At 61.1% G+C, this 17709-nt stretch carries 15 protein-coding genes; 9 read left to right on the top strand and 6 right to left on the bottom strand.

Annotated elements, in window-relative coordinates; translation table 11 throughout:
- The first annotated feature begins 16 nt into the window (after positions 1–16).
- Positions 17–937: a DNA methyltransferase gene (locus AB0O97_RS08580; RefSeq protein ID WP_363881745.1), complete on the top strand. Its 921-nt coding sequence runs from the start codon at positions 17–19 to the stop codon at positions 935–937.
- Here the strand turns inward: AB0O97_RS08580 and AB0O97_RS08585 are convergent.
- The 3 genes from AB0O97_RS08585 to AB0O97_RS08595 are packed head-to-tail and all read right to left on the bottom strand — an operon-like array spanning position 930 to position 2099.
- On the bottom strand, positions 930–1328 hold the full coding sequence (locus AB0O97_RS08585; RefSeq protein ID WP_363881747.1) for a hypothetical protein: 399 nt from the start codon (positions 1326–1328) through the stop codon (positions 930–932). The two genes, AB0O97_RS08580 and AB0O97_RS08585, sit on opposite strands and share 8 nt — an antisense overlap.
- Positions 1329–1380: 52 nt before the next feature.
- Positions 1381–1734, bottom strand: coding sequence for a hypothetical protein (locus tag AB0O97_RS08590; protein WP_363881749.1), 354 nt, complete (start codon positions 1732–1734; stop codon positions 1381–1383).
- Complete coding sequence (locus tag AB0O97_RS08595; RefSeq protein ID WP_363881750.1) at positions 1734–2099, bottom strand: hypothetical protein; 366 nt, start codon at positions 2097–2099, stop codon at positions 1734–1736. The genes AB0O97_RS08590 and AB0O97_RS08595 overlap by 1 nt, the downstream gene beginning before the upstream one ends.
- A gap of 284 nt (positions 2100–2383) precedes the next feature.
- Between AB0O97_RS08595 and AB0O97_RS08600 the strand changes: the two genes are divergently transcribed.
- The 3 genes from AB0O97_RS08600 (at position 2384) to AB0O97_RS08610 (ending at position 11384) form a co-directional block, all read left to right on the top strand.
- The gene (locus AB0O97_RS08600; RefSeq protein ID WP_363881752.1) at positions 2384–3895 is read left to right on the top strand and encodes an acetyl-CoA hydrolase/transferase family protein; all 1512 of its coding nucleotides are present in this window, start codon (positions 2384–2386) and stop codon (positions 3893–3895) included.
- A gap of 320 nt (positions 3896–4215) precedes the next feature.
- A complete protein-coding gene (locus AB0O97_RS08605; RefSeq protein ID WP_363881754.1) occupies positions 4216–9723 on the top strand; it encodes a DUF3320 domain-containing protein in 5508 nt (1835 codons plus the stop codon).
- Between the two features lie 95 nt (positions 9724–9818).
- Positions 9819–11384, top strand: a complete 1566-nt coding sequence (locus tag AB0O97_RS08610) for a hypothetical protein (protein WP_363881756.1) — start codon at positions 9819–9821, stop codon at positions 11382–11384.
- Here the strand turns inward: AB0O97_RS08610 and AB0O97_RS08615 are convergent.
- The gene (locus AB0O97_RS08615; protein ID WP_363881758.1) at positions 11381–12379 is read right to left on the bottom strand and encodes an NAD(P)/FAD-dependent oxidoreductase; all 999 of its coding nucleotides are present in this window, start codon (positions 12377–12379) and stop codon (positions 11381–11383) included. The two genes, AB0O97_RS08610 and AB0O97_RS08615, sit on opposite strands and share 4 nt — an antisense overlap.
- 96 nt (positions 12380–12475) lie before the next feature.
- On the opposite strand from AB0O97_RS08615, the gene AB0O97_RS08620 reads away from it, so the two are divergent.
- Positions 12476–13057 carry an XRE family transcriptional regulator gene (locus AB0O97_RS08620; protein WP_363881760.1) on the top strand — a complete coding sequence of 194 codons (582 nt, stop codon included), beginning with the start codon at positions 12476–12478 and terminating at the stop codon, positions 13055–13057.
- A 16-nt stretch (positions 13058–13073) separates the two neighbouring features.
- Here AB0O97_RS08620 and AB0O97_RS08625 read toward each other — a convergent pair whose 3' ends face one another.
- Both AB0O97_RS08625 and AB0O97_RS08630 read right to left on the bottom strand, forming a co-directional pair.
- A complete protein-coding gene (locus AB0O97_RS08625) occupies positions 13074–13667 on the bottom strand; it encodes a PIN domain-containing protein (RefSeq protein ID WP_363881761.1) in 594 nt (197 codons plus the stop codon).
- Positions 13668–13706: 39 nt separating this feature from the next.
- A complete protein-coding gene (locus tag AB0O97_RS08630; protein ID WP_363881763.1) occupies positions 13707–14165 on the bottom strand; it encodes a helix-turn-helix domain-containing protein in 459 nt (152 codons plus the stop codon).
- A 177-nt stretch (positions 14166–14342) separates the two neighbouring features.
- Between AB0O97_RS08630 and AB0O97_RS08635 the strand changes: the two genes are divergently transcribed.
- From AB0O97_RS08635 to AB0O97_RS08650, 4 genes are read left to right on the top strand one after another with little or no spacing between them, the layout of a single operon-like run.
- Complete coding sequence (locus AB0O97_RS08635) at positions 14343–15050, top strand: alpha/beta hydrolase (RefSeq protein ID WP_363881765.1); 708 nt, start codon at positions 14343–14345, stop codon at positions 15048–15050.
- Complete coding sequence (locus tag AB0O97_RS08640) at positions 15047–15481, top strand: DUF1810 family protein (protein ID WP_363881767.1); 435 nt, start codon at positions 15047–15049, stop codon at positions 15479–15481. Before AB0O97_RS08635 ends, AB0O97_RS08640 begins: the two co-directional genes overlap by 4 nt.
- 38 nt (positions 15482–15519) lie before the next feature.
- The gene (locus AB0O97_RS08645; RefSeq protein WP_363881769.1) at positions 15520–15981 is read left to right on the top strand and encodes a hypothetical protein; all 462 of its coding nucleotides are present in this window, start codon (positions 15520–15522) and stop codon (positions 15979–15981) included.
- A 53-nt stretch (positions 15982–16034) separates the two neighbouring features.
- Positions 16035–17705: an acyl-CoA dehydrogenase family protein gene (locus AB0O97_RS08650; protein ID WP_363881771.1), complete on the top strand. Its 1671-nt coding sequence runs from the start codon at positions 16035–16037 to the stop codon at positions 17703–17705.
- Positions 17706–17709: the final 4 nt, after the last annotated feature.

Raw genomic sequence — 17709 nt, forward strand, 5'->3', positions numbered from 1 at the left:
CGGCTAGCCTTGATGCATGACAAGCGACGCGAGCGATTCCACCCTGAGCCCTGCCTCGGCGATAAAGCCTGCCGGGGCCTGGCACGAAGACGGTGGAAACCTCGTTGCTGAAGGGGACAATCTCACCTTTCTGCGAACCTTGCCGGATGAGAGCTTCCGGCTCATATACATAGATCCGCCGTTCAATACCGGCAAGGTTCAGGCCCGCCAGAACATGACCAATGTGCGCAGTGAAACCGGATCCCGTGTGGGCTTCCAAGGCCGCAGCTACGAGACCATCAAGGGCCTCACGCTGAGCTACAACGATTCCTTCGGCGACTACTGGGAGTTCCTGGAACCCCGGTTGGAAGAGGCCTGGCGTCTACTCAAAGACGACGGCACGCTTTACCTGCACCTGGACTACCGCGAGGTGCACTACGCCAAGGTTCTCCTGGATGCGCTCTTCGGTCGCGAATGCTTCCTCAATGAGATCATCTGGGCCTACGACTACGGCGCCCGGTCTAAAAAGCGCTGGCCCGCCAAGCACGACAACATCTTGGTCTATGTCAAAAATCCCAAGACTTATTATTTCAACAGCGCCGAAGTGGACCGCGAACCGTATATGGCGCCCGGCCTGGTCACTCCCGAGAAAGTGGCACTGGGCAAACTGCCCACCGACACATGGTGGCACACGATCGTCTCACCCAATGGCCGTGAAAAAACTGGCTACCCCACCCAAAAACCGCTGGGTATTCTGCGCCGCATCATCTCGGCCAGTACCGAACGCGGCGACTGGGTCCTAGACTTCTTCGGCGGCAGCGGCACCACCGGCGCCGCTGCATTGGAGCTGGAACGCCGCTTTGTCATGGTGGACCAGAACCCCGAATCTATTGAGGTCATGCGCAACCGTCTGGACCCGGAGCAGGTCACCTTCATCAAACACGACGCCGCTAAATAACACCCAGGGGAACCAGCCACTCAACCGCAACATAAATACATGCGGCGACGGTCAGCACACCGGTGAGGCATGCGGCGATCCAGAGGGACCGGCGTCGTGCCTTCACGGCGAGGCCCAACAGCAGTGGGAACGCAAGCATTGCCAGAGCCACCAGAAAGCCCAAGACACCTAAGGTGATGCTCGGAGCGGCAGAGGTGGAGTCCGCAGACTCTGTCATGAGGATGAAGGAGAGCAGCGCCAACAGGATCGCGGGGTAGGCCAACAGTGCCCAGCCGGCAACAGTGATGGCAATGGCCAGCCACGGTGGGCGGTGCGGCTTGGCTGTTGTGGCCGAAGTGGCAACGGATCTGGCTAGTCGTTGTGAAGGGATCTCGCGGTGGGGACGGGGCATGGACTAATTCTGACATGCACCTCTGGACGGTTCCTGTGTTGAGTTCAGGAGCCTATGCGGTGGTGATGTGGATGAAGCCAATAATGGCCGGGATGGCTGCAATCGCACCGAAAATCCACAGGCTGTTCTTGCGCAGGTACAGGGCCAGTGCCAACAAGAGCGGTGCGCCCACTGCCGAGGCAACCACAAAAAGGGCTTGGACGTAAAAGCTCGCGGTGCTGGAGCTGGGGGAGTCCATTCCGACAGATAGGAGTGTGAAGACGCCGTAGAACAGTGCTGCTGGGGAAAACAGCAGCCAGCCGCCGAGGGCAATGGCGATGGCACCTCCGACGCTGCCGGTAGGTTTTTGCTCGGTGACGGTGGGTTGCTCGGCCGGCTCTTCCCCGTTACGGCTCAGGTACGCCATCAGCCCAGGTTACTCAACCAGCGGAACACAAAGTACAAAATCACGCAGACCGTGGGGATGCCGGTAATGAGGGCTGCCCGCCACATGGCCTTTTCCTTGAATCGCACGGCCTGGCCCAGCAGGTGCGGGGTAGCGATCATGCAGAACAGCAGCACTGCGCCGGCAAAGATCAGCGCGATCCGGGCTGGGGCCGCCATGCCCTGAGAGGGTTCCATCACGGCAGCAAAAATGAGGACCGACATCAAAATGATCGGCAACACCACAACGACCCAAGCGACGAGTGAGACCACGGCGCCGGCAAGCGGGGAGCGCTCATGGCGCACGTGATTGCCGGGGGTGGAGGGAAGGCTGGGGTTCTCAGTCATGTTCTAGTTCTATCAGCAATGTTCCAAGGTTCTACAGTTCGTGGCACCGCTACAGGAGCAGGCTCGATCGGGCACGCCATTTTTGTACTGCCTGCGGTGACGTCTGTTTTCGGTGACGTCTGTTTGCGGTGACGGGCGCAGACGAGGGCGGTAGGCGCCGTCGTACTTTAAACGCGAAAAAACTATGGACTATCTACCGGGCTACGTGTATCCTGCATCACCGTCTAGAGTGGTCTGGATGACTTTGGACGGATGTTCCGAAGAAATACGTGAAAGAGGGCCCTGTGCACGATCGTATCCGCCACTCCGGATTGTTGGAAAAGCGTATGTCGCCCGAGGCGGCAGCAGCGCTGATCAAGCCCGGAATGACAGTCGCCATGAGCGGCTTTACCGGCGCCGGTTACCCGAAGGCGGTGCCGCAAGCGCTGGCGGCACAGGTGGAGACGGCAACTGCCGCGGGCACTGATTTTAAGATCAGGATCCTCACCGGTGCTTCCACCGCCCCCGAACTCGACGGCGTGCTCGCCAAGGCTGGCGGCATGGAACTGCGCCTGCCGTACATGTCCGATCCGGCGCTGCGTAAGCGGATCAACGACGGCGAGATTGAATACATGGATATTCACCTCAGCCACGTTGCCCAGCACACTTGGTTCGGTTTCTACGGCGACATCAACGTTGCCATTATTGAAGTGGTGGGCATCCGTGAAGACGGCAGCCTGATTCCTTCCTCCTCCGTTGGCAACAACAAGACCTGGCTGGACATGGCCGACGCCGTGATTATTGAGGTCAACTCGCAACAGTCCGCCGGACTTGAAGGCATGCATGATGTCTACTACGGCACCGCACTGCCGCCGTTCCGCCAGCCCATCATGTTGACGGAGCCGGAAGACCGGATTGGCCAACCGTACCTGGACGTTGATATCAACAAGATCATCGCCGTGGTTGAAACTGATGCACCGGACCGACTTTCTGCCTTCGCTGAGCCTGACGCCACCTCGAACCAGATTGCCGACCACCTGCTGGATTTCCTAGACGGGGAGATCAAGTCTGGCCGTATGACCGATAAGTTGCTGCCGCTCCAATCGGGCGTGGGCAACATTGCCAACGCCGTACTGGCAGGGCTTTCTCGTGGCGGATACCGCGGGCTGAAGGCTTACACCGAGGTGATTCAGGACGGCATGCTGGGGCTGATCAAGGACGGCACCATTGAGTTCGCCTCCGCCACGTCCTTCTCCTTGTCCGAGGCCGGAATCGCAGAATTCAACCGGCACGTGGACTTCTACCGCTCACGCATTGTGTTGCGCACCCAGGAGATTTCCAACCACCCTGAACTCATCCGCCGTCTGGGGTGTGTGGCCTTGAATGGAATGATCGAAGCCGATATTTACGGCAACGTGAACTCCACCAACGTCGTGGGATCGCACGTTATGAATGGCATTGGCGGTTCCGGCGACTTTGCCCGCAATGGCTTCCTCTCCGTGTTCATGTCCCCGTCGGTTGCCAAGGAAGGGCGCATCTCCGGCATTGTGCCTTTCGCCAGCCACGTTGACCACACCGAACACGACACCATGCTGCTCATTACCGAGCGCGGTTTTGCGGATCTTCGCGGACTGTCCCCGAAGCAGCGCGCCCGGTTGATCACTGAGAAGCTGGCGCACCCGGACTATAAGCCGATGCTGGAAGACTATTTCACCCGTGCACTGCGCGATTCCTACGGCAAGCACACCCCGCACCTGATGGGCGAGGCACTGTCCTGGCACCAGCGCTACATCGAAACCGGGGACATGCGGCTGTAGCTCCACTTTTGGGGCCCGCTTATTCATCGATCCGTGAGGAAAGGCTGCTTAGAACGTTCTAAGCAGCCTTTCCTCACGGATCGATGTCGGTTCCGGGAAAATGCCCCGTTCCTCGCCCACTGTTGGTGGCTGGAACGCAGGGTGCAGGCGTTCAGTGACGGGCCGGCGTCGTACGGGGTCCAAGATGCGAAGCAGCGGCAGCGCCGGTGAGACAATAGGGGGAAATTGCCGGTCTCGGCACTGCGCCTGCACCCTAAATAGCAGGGTCAATACTAACGGGTGCGGCCTCTGATTCGTGCGCGTCACCGAAGGGGAAAACTATGGGTTCGGCAGTGGGCGTCGTGCCATCGGGGGCCGAGCTGGCCAAGCTGCAGGGTCAGATGAAGGCGTGGCGCGAGGATCTGATGGCCCTGGACCGGCGTCAGAAGCTGCTGTATTTTCAGCATCCCAAGGTCGGCTCGCTGGAATTCTTGCTCCCCAAAATGGGGGAACTGGAAAGCTGGCTCGAAGCCGGCGCCGTGCACCTGATCTCCCACGAGACCGAACTTGAAGACCGTGCTACGGCCGAGACGCTCGGGCTGCCCACGGGCAAGAAAACACGTGTGGCCACCGTGCAGGGCAAGAACGAATCCCAAATTCTGAGCACCTGCAAACGCCTGCATCAGCGCTCCGAGCAGGAATTCGCGGACCGTGGTGTCTGGATCCTGTACATCGGGCTCGGCATGCTCAACTGGGTGGATCCGGCCGACGGGAAACGCGTGAGCAGCCCGTTGAAGCTGATCCCCGTCCGGCTGGAGCGGGCCGGGACCCGGTTCACCCTGCGGCGCACCGGCGATGAGGCCGTGGTGAATTCCTCCCTAGCCCTGAAGATGGCGCGGGACTTTGCCCTTGAGATGCCCACGTTTGAGGACTCCGACTTCACGGTTCAGGACGTGATTGACCAGACCGCCGAGGCGATAGCCGGTGAAACTGATTGGTCGGTGGATACGCGCAGCATCCTGATGCCGTTCACGTTCCACAAGGAGGCCATGTACAAGGACTTGGCTGACAACGAGGAACGGATTATGGCCAGCGGCCTCATCCGCGTCATGGCGCTGGGCCCGGAGGCCGGCAACGCCGACAGCTTTGCGTTCGAGCTCGCGGACGATTCCCAACTCGATGAGCTGGTGGCCCCGGAAACACTGCACAGCATTCTGGACGCCGATGGCAGCCAGCGCAAATGCATCATTGCCGCCCGCGAAGGCCGCAGCTTTGTCATGGACGGCCCGCCCGGCACCGGTAAGAGCCAGACCATTGCCAATATCATCGCCGAACTCATGGCGGTGGGTAAGACCGTGCTGTTTGTCAGCGAGAAGGCCGCCGCGCTGGACGTGGTGCGGGACAGGCTCTCAGCGCGCAAACTCGATCCGTTCCTGCTGGAACTTCACAGCCACAAGGCCACCCGGAAGCAAGTGGTTGAGACCCTGAGCAAGGAACTCACCCAAAAGCCCATGGCCCGCAGCAAGTTTGACGGGACCGATCAGTCGCGGCTGGAGGCGTCGCGACTGGCGTTGAGCGGATATGCCGCGGCCATGAATCAGATCCGGCAGCCGCTGGGCCGGAGCCTGCACAGCGTCCTGGGCCGGATCCTGCAGTTGGCCGATGTTGAGAAATTTCCCACGGGGGAGAAGGCTCACTTTGCCGGGCTCAGTGCCGAAATGCTGGGCGAGGTGCAGCGTCACGGTGAGGATCTCTCCCGTGCGTGGCGCCCGGCTCTGGAGCAAGAGGACTTCCTCTGGCGCGGATTGGCGGGCACCAAGCTCGACGCCGATCGGGCCAAGTCCGCTGCCCTCGCCGCGCTGCAGGTATCGCAGTTCTCACAGGAGGTCTTGGAGCAGGCCTTCGGCTTTGACGGCAAGCTGCCCTTCCTCACGCTGGACGTCAGCCACGCCAGCTTGGAGATCCGGCGACGTACTCTGGAGCTGCTGGAAGCCCGCCCGCCTGTTCCGGATGCTTGGCTCACCGGGCCGTTCTCCCCGGTGGAAAACAGGGCCGCCGAGTGGCGTCAGTGCATCGCCGACCGCACTCAGTGGCAGGCCCAACTTGGCGCCTCTTTCACCCAGTGGCAGCCGGCCGATCACAGCCTTCGGGGCCCGCTGGAAAAGATGCTCTCGGCCAAACCTGAGCTTCCACTGCCGGGCGGGCTGGCCAATCTCACCGTCCAAGGTGCCCTCGCGGCGCAGGGCCGCATCCGTGCCATGAGCGCTGAAATTCAGGCTCTGGCACCGGATGCCATCAAGCTGGCCGGGCTCTTTGAAGCCGACCCGAATGCCATCAGTCTGCGCACCCTTGCCGTGCTCTGTTCACTGGCGGAACTGAGCCTGGCTGGCAACCGGCCGGAAGTCGATTGGCTCAACCCGGCCGTCCATGGGGCCCTGGATGACAGCGCAAGGGTCCTGTCCGGCGCAATACAGAGTGTGCGCCAGAAGCAGCAAGAGCTGCAGGGAATCTTTGCCGAGTCCGCGCTGCAACTGGATCTGAGCGAACTGCATCGGCGCTTTGAACACGAGCACACGGGCTTCAAACGGTGGTCGAAACAATCGCGCGCGGACCGCAAGACACTGCGGTCGGTCACCGTCACTGGCGTGGTCAACAAGAGTGTGATCGCCGCGCTGCCCGGGGCCATCGCATGGCAGCAGGCCCAGCAGCAGCTATACGCCACCGAGCGCGCGTACGGGCCGCGGCTGAAGAGCTACTACCAGGGCATGCAGACCGATTTTGGGCGCGTGCACCAAGCCATCGACCTGGCCAGGCGGGCCACCGAGCTGGCCGGGAACGATGTGAGCCTGCACGGACTCGCCGCCCAGCTGTCCACCAACACCGAGCCCGACCGCCTGCTCATGCCCATCGCTAACGCCATCACCGCGCGCACTACCAAGCTCACTGCGCTCATGGCGGAGACGCTCACCTCCGACTTCCAAGCGTGGGCTGCCGACGCCCCGCTCAGCGAGGTGTTGGACTATACCGAGGTCTTCGCCGCGAATCTTGCCACCGCCGATGTGGCCCTGGCCCGGCTCACCGCCATGGATGCCGGGCCGCTGACGCTCGCCGCTTGCGCCGATGGCTTGGCCCTGATTGGGCGCCTGGTTGACCTCGATGCCAAGAACGACGCCGAAGCTGCCGCCGACTCAGCCCTTCTGGGCCGCCACTTCGCCGGGCTGAACACCTCGTTTAGCGCACTGGACGCGGATCTGGCGTGGTGCAAGGAGGTGCGGCAAAACCTGAATGCTCCGCTCGATGCTGAGGCCATGAAGTATCTGAAGGAGTTCACTAGTTCCGGGCTTGGTCTGGGCAGTTTGCTCTCGCAGTGGGATGCCGCTGTGGAAACTCTTGCCGATTATTTTGATGCAGAGCGGATGCCGGGGATCCGGGCCGAGTTGGGCAAGGATCTAGCCGGGACTGTTGAGCTGGCTGGCTCGATGCAAGCCACGGCAACCACGGACATTGACCTCTGGTTTGAGTACCAGCGGATTCGGGTATGGGCCACGCAACACGGGATGGGCGCGACCGTTGCCGGACTAGAACGTGCTGGAGCTGCGGCCGCGCAACTGCCGGCCGCCTTCGAACGCGCGGCGCTGGAGCCGTGGGTTGAAAACATCATCACCACCGATCCTCGATTGGAGCAGTACCGCTCCGATAATCGCCAAGCCATGGTGGCGGAGTTCCGACGACTCGATGAAAAGCTGATCAAGTTTGCCTACAGCTCGGTGGTTGCGGCCTGCACCGCCCGGCGCCCGCGATCGATCTTTGGCGACGCCCGCATCATTGTGCGCGAGGCCGAGAAAAAGTCCCGGCACAAACCGATCCGCACGCTGCTGGAAGAAGCCGGCACCGTGGCGCAGGCACTCAAGCCCTGCTTCATGATGAGCCCACTCTCGGTCTCGCAATATCTGCCCGGGAATATGCGCTTTGACGTGGTCATCTTCGATGAGGCGTCCCAGGTGATGCCGGCCGACGCCGTGAACTGCATTTATCGCGGCAGTCAGCTCATTGTTGCCGGCGACCAAAAGCAGCTTCCGCCCACCGCGTTCTTCACCACCGTGGCGGATGACAGCGACGAACCGGATGCTCCCGATAACTTCGATTCCGTGCTGGATCTCTGCAAGGCCTCCGGCGCCATCACTTCACTGCCGCTGACCTGGCACTATCGCAGCCTGCACGAAGATCTGATCACGTATTCCAACTACGGTTTCTACAACGGACAGCTCAATACCTTCCCCGGCGCCGTGCAGCATTCACCGGATCTGGGCGTGCATCACGAGTTCGTGAACGGCATCTACCAGCGCGGCACCGGGGCCAAGAACCCCATCGAGGCCGAGCGCGTTGTGGACCGGATCATGGCGCACCGCACCCACAACCCCACCTTGTCCTTGGGGGTCGTGACCTTCTCCACCGCTCAGGCCGACGCCATCTTTGACGCCATTGACCGGCGCGCTGTCCACGAGCCGGTACTCTCTGGGCTGCTCGAGGACCGTGACCGGCTGCGCGGGTTCTTCGTCAAGAACCTTGAATCGGTGCAAGGCGATGAGCGCGACATCATCATCTTCAGCGTGGGCTACGGACCCGACGAATCCGGAAACCTCGCCATGAATTTCGGTCCCCTGACGCGCAAGGGCGGACAGCGCCGACTCAATGTGGCCATCACCCGAGCCCGCCGCCGGGTGGAAATTGTCAGCTCCTTCTATGCTTCCCAAATGCGGGCGGGAAGCTCCGAAGGTAATCAGCACCTGCGCAATTACCTGGACTTCGCCGCGCGCGGGCAAGCGGCCTTGGCGCACAGGATCCCGGCCGGATCCAGTGACGGCGACTTCCTCTTAGAGGATGAGGTCCGCAACGCCATTGAATCACTGGGCTACGAGACCGTGACGCAGGTGGGATCTGCTGGCTACCGCGTGGACATCGGCGTCAAACACCCGAGCAAGCCCGGTACCTTCATGCTCGGTGTGGAGTGCGACGGCGTGGCCTACAGTTCCGCGAAAACGGCACGCGACCGGGACCGGCTGCGTGGGTCCGTCCTAGCCAACTTGGGTTGGCGGATGTTCCGGGTATGGAGCCTGAGCTGGTATCGGGATCCTGCTGGTCAGATCGCCAGGCTGCAGCGTGCCCTCGAGGAAGCTGCGAACGGCGCCCCGATTGCGGCGCTCCACGCTTCTGTTGCCTCTTCGGAGCTAGAGGAACCGGGCCTGGACTATGTGGCTGTGGACCTCAACGCGGCACCCGATTGGACCGTGGAATACACGCAGACGCGCTATTCACGTTCACGGGCCAGCCATCTGGTGGAGCCCGGCTCGCCGGAAGCGATGCCGGAACTCATTGAGTTCTGCACCAAGGTGATCGCCCAGGAAGCACCGCTGCACCTCGACACGCTGCAGGGGCGGCTACGCGATACCTGGGCGATTGGCAGGGTGGGGCCGCGGATCAAGGAAAACTTGGTGGCCGCCGTCGGACGTTCACGCGTTGATGGGGTCGCGGCGCGTCTGGATAACGACGGATTCATTCGGCTCGGCCCGCCAGGAGTAGTCACGGTGCGCCATGGCGGCGATAGTGGGCAGGGGCGCAAGGCCTCGGCTATTCCGCCCGAGGAGTTCGACGAAGCCGTGCGGCTGGTGCTGCGCGATTCCATGGGTGCCACGGAGGAGCAGGTGCTGGCCGCCGTCAAAACCGTGTTCGGCTGGGCGCGCAGCGGGGCCGATGTGCAGGCCGCGGTCAAGAAGTCGCTGTACCGCTGCCAGCGGCTGGGTGTTTGTGAGAAGGGCGAGGACGGGACGTACCGGCTCATATCTGTGTGATGCGCGTGTGATGCACGCGGGAACGGCGTGGCGGGCCTCGACATCGCCGCACGCCATGGGCAGAATGAAAGCTCAGCTAAAAGGGAGGAGCGGTCATGGCGTATCCGCTGTCGCGGGCCATGCCGGAGGCGCATTCAGTGCCCCTGCCAACATCGCCGGTGGTGTGGGCCGGCTATGCGCGCCGAACGTATTGCTCGTGCCTGCTGCTCGCGTTTCTCTGGGCCATGGCCATCACGATGCTGGGCTTCTTCTTTCCCTTAGGTATCACCCACTTGCTCGACGACGTTGTCCACTTTGTCCCGGGACTGCTGTTTGTGGCCGCACTGGTAGGTGCGTTGGCACTGGGCAAGGGGATCGGCAACGACTTCAAATACGTGCAGGGTTACGGAACCATCAAGCGCACCTCCGACTCCAAAGGACGCACGGTGGTTTCGGTGCGCGGGCGGCGGATTGTGTATGCCGCCGTGCTTGCCGGTCTCTTTGCCGGCTGCCTCATCGCGGCCGTGATCCGTGTATCGACCGGGCATTGGTTGGGGTTCTTGGTGTTGGCCGCACTTGCTCTGGTGCTGTTGCTTCCCGCACTCAAGGTGGGGAGACTGGCCAGGACCGTGTGGCAGCAAACAAAGACCGAGCAGCGTATTCATCGCGACATTGTGGCCAGCGGCCATCATTCGGTGGGGACCGTGGTGGCCGTGACGAACGAGGCGTTCACCGTGGATAACCGGGCCATGTTTCACGTGGATCTGGAATACGAGACTGGAGGACGGTTGGAAACCACGCGGATTCAGTTCTTCGATTACCCAGTGTGGGCGCCAGCTCTGGGCAATGAATTCGATGTCTGGACCGATCCTGAACGGCCTTTTATCGAAGACCGAATCGTGCTGGAACGCCGCTACGTTGGACAGAAGTTCGCCAAGTTCGAAGATGTTCCGGTGTCCGGGGATCACAGCAGCAACGCGGATGACTGGGATGCGGACCACGGTGTCTTGGACGGGGGTTTTTTGGGCGGGGGTGACTCTGCTGGAGAGGATCTGGGTGGCGGAACTTCGCCAAGCGTCCAGCTCCTGCCGCAGTGGATGGTCGACGAGGCCGATCCCCAAGGGCCGTCCACGCCGAAGGGTGCCCGCCGAACGCGCATCCTGATCGGTATCCCGCCGACTCTTATTGCCGTGGCGGCTCTAGCCGGGACCATGCTGGTGCCGGTCATGGTGGAGGATGTTCCGTGGTGGACCATGGCTGCGCTGTGGTTCTACACGCTGTTGACCCTGATCAATGCCGCAGTCTATTGGCAGTTCATGGTGCGCAGCCGCTGGTTCCTCCGCTCGGGAGTAACCTTCGGGGCAACGGAGACGGCCGTTTTTGCGGGCTTCTTCGCTGCCGGTTTTGCCATGCTCACCACCCACAGCCTGGTCATGGCGCCCTTGCACCAAGAAATTCCGTGGACCGCGGCACACATGCTGACGTGGGCCGCGGTCATCGGAGCGCTACTCGTGTTTGAGTGGGCGTTCACCAGCAACGGTTGGGCGCTGAAGCATCTCAACGCCGAGTTCCCGGCGCCACCAGAAGCCATTCAGGAAGCACTCACCGGCCACGACGGTTTGGGGATCGAGAAGCTGGAGAGCGAATACGGTTACCGCGCAGGGGTGTTCCTGTGCACCTAGCTAGATGCTGCTGAGCTGGCCGGTTCGGGCTCGAGTTCCGGGTCGATTTCGAGTTCAGTGTTGCTATCAGCTGCTTCGTGGGCAGCGACTACCTCTGAGAGTTCCTCCGCCATCATGTCCATGTTGATGGTCATCCCGGCAAACGATCCGGCAAGTGCTGCCGCCGGAACCGTGATGCGCATATCTGTGACATTGCCAGCCACCCACACGCCGGGCACCGCGGTGGCGCCGTTTTCATCAGACTCAACCAGCTCACTAAATTCGCTGGGCACAGGGACCAAGCCCAGCATGGTGAGGAACGGAGCCTGCGCAACAACCCGCGATTGCGCCGTCAGGGCCTGGACCGGATGAATGGTGCCGTCTGCCAACTCCACTGATGTGACGGCGTCGTCCTCGCTGTGAATCCGGGCCACGGTGCCCGCAACGAGGCGAATTCCGCGCGCGGCAAGCTGTTGGCGTTCGACGGCGGTGGGTTCAGGTGCGCTGTGCAGGAACAGTGTGATGTTGGGTGACCATTGGCGGAAGAGGAGTGCTTGGTGCACGGCTAGTGTTCCGCTGCCGATGACGCCGATCGCTTGATCCTGGATTTCCCAGCCGTGGCAGTAGGGGCAGTGGGCCAAATCCTTGCCCCAGCGTTCTGCCAGTCCGGGGATCTCTGGGAGTATATCCACTACGCCGGTGGTGACGAGGATTCGTTTGGCGGCCAAGGTGCTGCCGTCTTCGAGTGTGATCTGGAAGCCGTCATCCTCTTTTACGGCGCCGACCACAGTTCCCTCCACAAGACGGACGTCGTAGGGCTCTAGATCCGCGCGGCCCAGCCGGATCAGCTCAAGGGGAGAAACGCCGTCGCGCGTGAGAAATCCGTGCACGCCCGCTGCGGTTTCGTTGCGGGGATGGCCGGCGTCGATCACGGTAACGGTGCGGCGTGAACGGCCCAGTTGCAGAGCGGCGCTGAGTCCGGCTGCGCCGCCGCCAATGATGATTACGTCTTGCATGAGGTCCACCTTTTGTTCAGTTTGTTTGGTCTTTCAAGCGTGCGCCTAGGGGTGTAGTACTGGCAATGTTTGTTGCTGGAATGGCAAACTGGGGCTATGACTAACGAGACCGAAGAAGTGCTATCAGGTGTTGGGCCGCGGTTGAAGGCGCTACGTCTGCAAAGGAGCCTGACCTTGGCGGACCTGGCTGAAACAACTGGGATATCTGTCAGTACGCTGTCGCGTCTGGAGTCCGGTCAGCGTCGACCAAATCTTGAATTGTTGTTGCCGCTGGCGCGGGCGCATGCGGTGCCATTGGATGAGTTAGTCGGCGCGCCAGCAACGGGGGATCCTCGGATTCACCTGCGCCCGTTCAAACGCAACGGGCAGACGTACCTGCCGTTGAGTAGCGGGACCGGCGGAGTCCAAGCGTTCAAGTTGGTGCTGCCGGGCGGTGCCTCCTTGCCCCAGCCCACCCCGCAAGTCCATGAAGGGTATGAGTGGCTGTATGTTCTGCGGGGTAAGTTGCACGTTGTCTTGGGGGAGCGGGACTTTGTGCTGAAACAGGGTGAAGCCGCCGAGTTCGACACCCGCACTCCGCATTGGTTTGGCCGCGCCACTACGGAGAGCGTTGAATTTCTGACGCTCTTTGGCCCGCAGGGTGAACGGATGCATGTCCGGGCTGCGCCGGCGAGGTAGGGGGGCCTGGCGTGGATTAGTAGTCGGCTCTCAATGCTATTTGTTGGAGAATCGTCTTGACCTTGCCCGCAAACTGTGGAGCTCGGGCATCGCTCAGGGCTTTTGGCAGCTCCTTGGCGCCAGCCTTCATTTTCCAGTATTTAAGTTGCCGCTTCGTTGTTGCATATGTCGCGGCAGGACGACGTTCGGCGATAAGACAAAGGAACGAGTCAGGGTCGTAAATTTCGAAATCCAAGATGTCTGCGTGGGTTGCGAAGTCCTTGATGTTGCTGGTGACCATGTAGTCCACTGCGCCCTTTTGAGCGGCGGCAATGACATGGGCATCGCAGGGGTCACCAGCCAAGAACTGTGGATCGATGACGTAGTTGGTGACCATGGCATCCGGAAATCCCTCGAGTAGTCGCCGCCTCCAGCCGCCAACTTGTGCATCGGAATGATGTGGATTCGCTTTCCGCAGGTGATAGATCACCTCTGCCCAGACGTCTTCGCTCCAAAATAGGGCGATACCATCGAGGCCGCTTTCTTGTGATAGGAGGCAAAACCAATCACGAAGAGTTCGCGAATAGAGGATGTTGGCATCGAGAAAAACTCTTGTGGCCCCTGGCTGCATACGTGATGCTATGCAGCCAGAGGCCTGAATTTCCGCAACTCAGTCCACAATGCCGAGCGTGTCCTCAAAGTCGCGGAACTCGTCGAATGAGGCCCTGCGCTGATTCTGGACTTGATCAGCAAACTTGCGGATGTCTTCGTGGGCAAAGCGAGTGTGTGTTCCAACTTTTGTTGAGGCGATTTTTCCCTCATCCGCCAGCTTGAGCAGCGTTGGTCGAGACATACCCAAGGCTTTTGCGGCTTCGACGCTCGTCAACACCGCCGGTGGCTGGCTCAACGATAGAGGTTGACCCGACGACGCCAGATTGAGGACCATGTGGAGCAGCCGAACCAAGCCAGCAGGCAGCCCCACTTCAAGCCCGTCGCTGGTCTCGATCTTGATGCGGAGGTCCTGCGGTCGGACGTCTTTAAATCTCAGGATCACCGTCTTGGCTTCTTGAATTTCGGTGGGCGTGAGGTCGATGGTGTTCAGTTCACGCGCGGCACGTATGGTCGCCATTGCGACTCCTTTCAGATATGTTAATAATTGCACCTAAGTGCAGTAAGTGCAAATCTGGGGGAGGGCTCTTGTGAACCATACTTGGCAACGATTTGTGTGGTCGGCGTGTTGGTCTTGTGGCCTGGTGCAATGCGGACAATATTTGGTACGTTGAGGCAAAACGACGGGGGAGCTCGCATGGCGACGATTGTTTTGGTGCATGGTTTGTGGTCCGAAGGCTCGAGCTGGGCCAAGGCCATCACAGAGCTGCGTGCCCTAGGTCATGAGCCCGTCGCCGCCCAGCTTTCCCTCGAATCATTTGACGACGACGTTGCCTCAGTTCGCCGCACCATCGCGACAGTTTCGGGGCCTGTGCTGTTGGTGGGCTGGTCCTATGGGGGAGCGGTGATCGGTGAGGCTGCCCGAGGAGTTGCGGCCGTGACCGCGCTGGCATACATTGCTGCCTTTGCGCCGGCCGAGGGGGAGTCCGTCAGTGGGCTCTCGCGTAAATACTCGGGGAACGAGATCCCGAACCATGTTGTTGTGGCTGGCGATTACACCTACATCAACCGGTCAACGTTTGGCGAGCTACTTGCGGCCGACGCGCCCGCCGAGGATGTTGCCGTCGCTGCAGCGACTCAACGCATGGTGCGGATTGGGCTCGACCGCGTGAAAGTCGGCCCGCCAGCCTGGTTGGACCTACCCACTGTCTACCTGGTGGCAACCGCCGATCGGTGCGTGCCCCCGGAGTTGCAGCGCGAGATGGCTGCGCGCATGGGAGCAGTCATCACGGAGCTTTCATCTAGCCACGCCCCGTTGTTGTCCCGTCCGCGCGAGGTGGCCGAATTTCTTGACAGGGCCTGCCGTGACATGCTGACCGCCAACCCACAGGAGGAAACTGAATGAGCCATCAGCTCGATCGTTTCGTTGAAGCGCAGGACCCTATCTATGACGACGTCACTAGGGAGCTGGCCTCCGGGCTCAAAGCCAGCCACTGGATGTGGTTTGTATTTCCTCAAGTTAGCGGACTTGGATCCAGCCCCTGGGCAAAGCTGTATGCCATAGAATCGGAGGCAGAAGCTGCGGCCTATGCCGCTCATCCCGTTTTAGGCGCCCGGCTTCGAGAGTGTGCCGGGCTGACACTAGGCACTCACGATCGCAACGCTGAAGAGATCTTTGGTGCAGTTGATGCCAGAAAGTTCCAGTCGTCCATGACGCTCTTCCAAGCAACTGTGCCTGAAGAACCGCTGTTCGGCGAAATACTGGACCAGTTCTACTCAGGCGATCTGGACCCGAAAACCGAAAGCATCTTGGCCCGCTGGCGCTCGCAGTCCTGAATTCCTCAGGCAGTCATGCTGCCGGCTACCCTTGAGGCATGACAGAGCCGAAGTCCCGGGGGAAATTGCTCTTTCCTGCCCGCACCTACATCGTCGATTCTTCGGTTGCCCACCCCGTCCTTCCCTTTGTGCAGGCACTCATCAAGGAAAAGTTCCGGGTTGTTTCAGAGCCTGGCCAAAGTCCCGTCAAACTCCGGTACGGGACGCTGTGGAAGGACATGCTTGCTGACAGTGAGTATTTCCCCGGTTTTTTGCTCCCCAAAAAGCTCCAGCGCTGGGAACTGACGGTCGATGTTCGCGTCACCGCCGGAATCGACCCCTACGGAAACCATGCCGTGACCGCCACTGGGTGGAGCGTGCCACGACGTGGAAGTAACTTCCTGTTTGAAACTCTCGGCGCAGCGGCTGATAGCTACGCCCAAAGTGGTCACCTGCTCCACGTGTCTGACTATTTTGAGGGCGACGCATCAGGGTTCAAGACATCCAAGCCGTCGAAGTAGCTAGTTCTGGTTCACCCCACGTGCAGTCTTGACTCGCGGCGTAGCCTGTACCCATGACCGCCAACGACGCCGGCATCACGGCAGACCCCCACTCAGCTAACTACCCCACGCACTACGTCAGCAATCAGCCGCCACCTCGTGTGGATATTAACGAGTACTTGCTGAACATTCCGCTCCAAGAGCACCTCATGAACTTTGGTGGGGTCAGCGCCGGTGCCACCGCCGCGCTCGAGGCAACGGGCGCCGTCGTAGGTTCAGCGAAGGTCCAAGATGACGCGCGCCTAGCCCACAAGAATCCGCCCATCCTGCACACCCACAGCAAGTATGGGCAGCGGATTGACGAGGTGGAATATCATCCCTCGTATCACCGCGTTCTTGGCCAGGCCATCGCGGCGGGCGCGCACACCTCCGCGTGGGAGCAGCCGGGCAAGGGTGCCAGCGCCCTGCGTGCGGCCCAATTCATGCTCTTTGCGCAAGTGGAGCCCGGACATGCCTGTCCGATTTCCATGAGTCATGCTGCGGTGGAATCCATTGGTCTCGCTCCGGAGCTGGCGGGGGAGTGGCTGCCGCGGCTGTATTCGCGCAACTACTCACCTGGGTTGTCGGCGGATAAACCGGGCGCACTTTTTGGCATGGCCATGACGGAAAAACAGGGCGGCTCAGATGTCCGCGCCAACACCACTCGTGCCGTGCCCGCCGCAGACCACTTTCTCTTGACAGGGCACAAGTGGTTCTGCTCCGCCCCGATGTCGGACGCGTTCTTGGTGCTGGCGCAAGACGATTCCGGACTGGGCTGTTTCCTAGTCCCGCGCGTTTTGTCTGGCGGCGAACGGAACCCGTTCTTGATTCAACGGCTCAAGGACAAGCTCGGCAACCGGTCCAATGCTTCCTCCGAGGTGGAATTTGCCAACACCGTGGGGTGGCGGATCGGTGATCCCGGCCGCGGAGTGCGCGCCATCATGGGCATGGTGGGGCGAACTCGCCTCGACTGCATTTTGGGCAGCGCCGCCGGAATGCGCCAATCTGTCGCTGAAGCCACCTGGCATGCCCGGTATCGGCGCGCGTTCGGCGCCCGGCTCGTTGACCAACCGGCTATGAGCAATGTTCTCGCCGACCTTGCCCTAGAATCCGAGGCCGCCACAGCCGTCAGCATGCGCCTGTCCCGCGCTTTTGATGACGACGCCGGTCCCTCCGAGCGTGCCTTCCGGCGCCTTGCCACTGCGGTCACCAAATACTGGGTCTGCAAGCGTGGCCCCAACCACGCCTATGAGGCCATGGAATGTCTGGGTGGCAATGGATATATAGAGGACTTCCCGCTCGCCATGCGGTATCGGGAGCAACCGGTCATGGCGATCTGGGAAGGAACCGGAAACGTCATCGCCCTGGATGTCCTGCGAGCCATGGCCACGGATCCTGAATCGGTGGAGGCCTTCCTTGCTGAGGTTCGCCTGGCCTCGGGAAACCACCGGATCTTCGACGATTTCATCGCTCGGCTGATGGAACAACTGGCCCCCGTACGGCAGTCCCCGCAGGACTTTGCCGGCCAGGCACGGACTGTGGTGGAGCGTATGGCGCTGGCGCTTCAGGCCTCGCTTCTGCTGCGGGCTGCCCCGCCGGCCGTATCTGATGCGTTTGTTGTATCCCGGCTGGGGCCTGACCGCTCTTTCAACTATGGCAACCTCCCGCCGTCATCCGATCTCACAGGGATTTTGGCGCGGGCATAACGAG

This window comes from Specibacter sp. NPDC078692 (genome assembly GCF_040686835.1).
GTDB lineage: Bacteria > Actinomycetota > Actinomycetes > Actinomycetales > Micrococcaceae > Specibacter.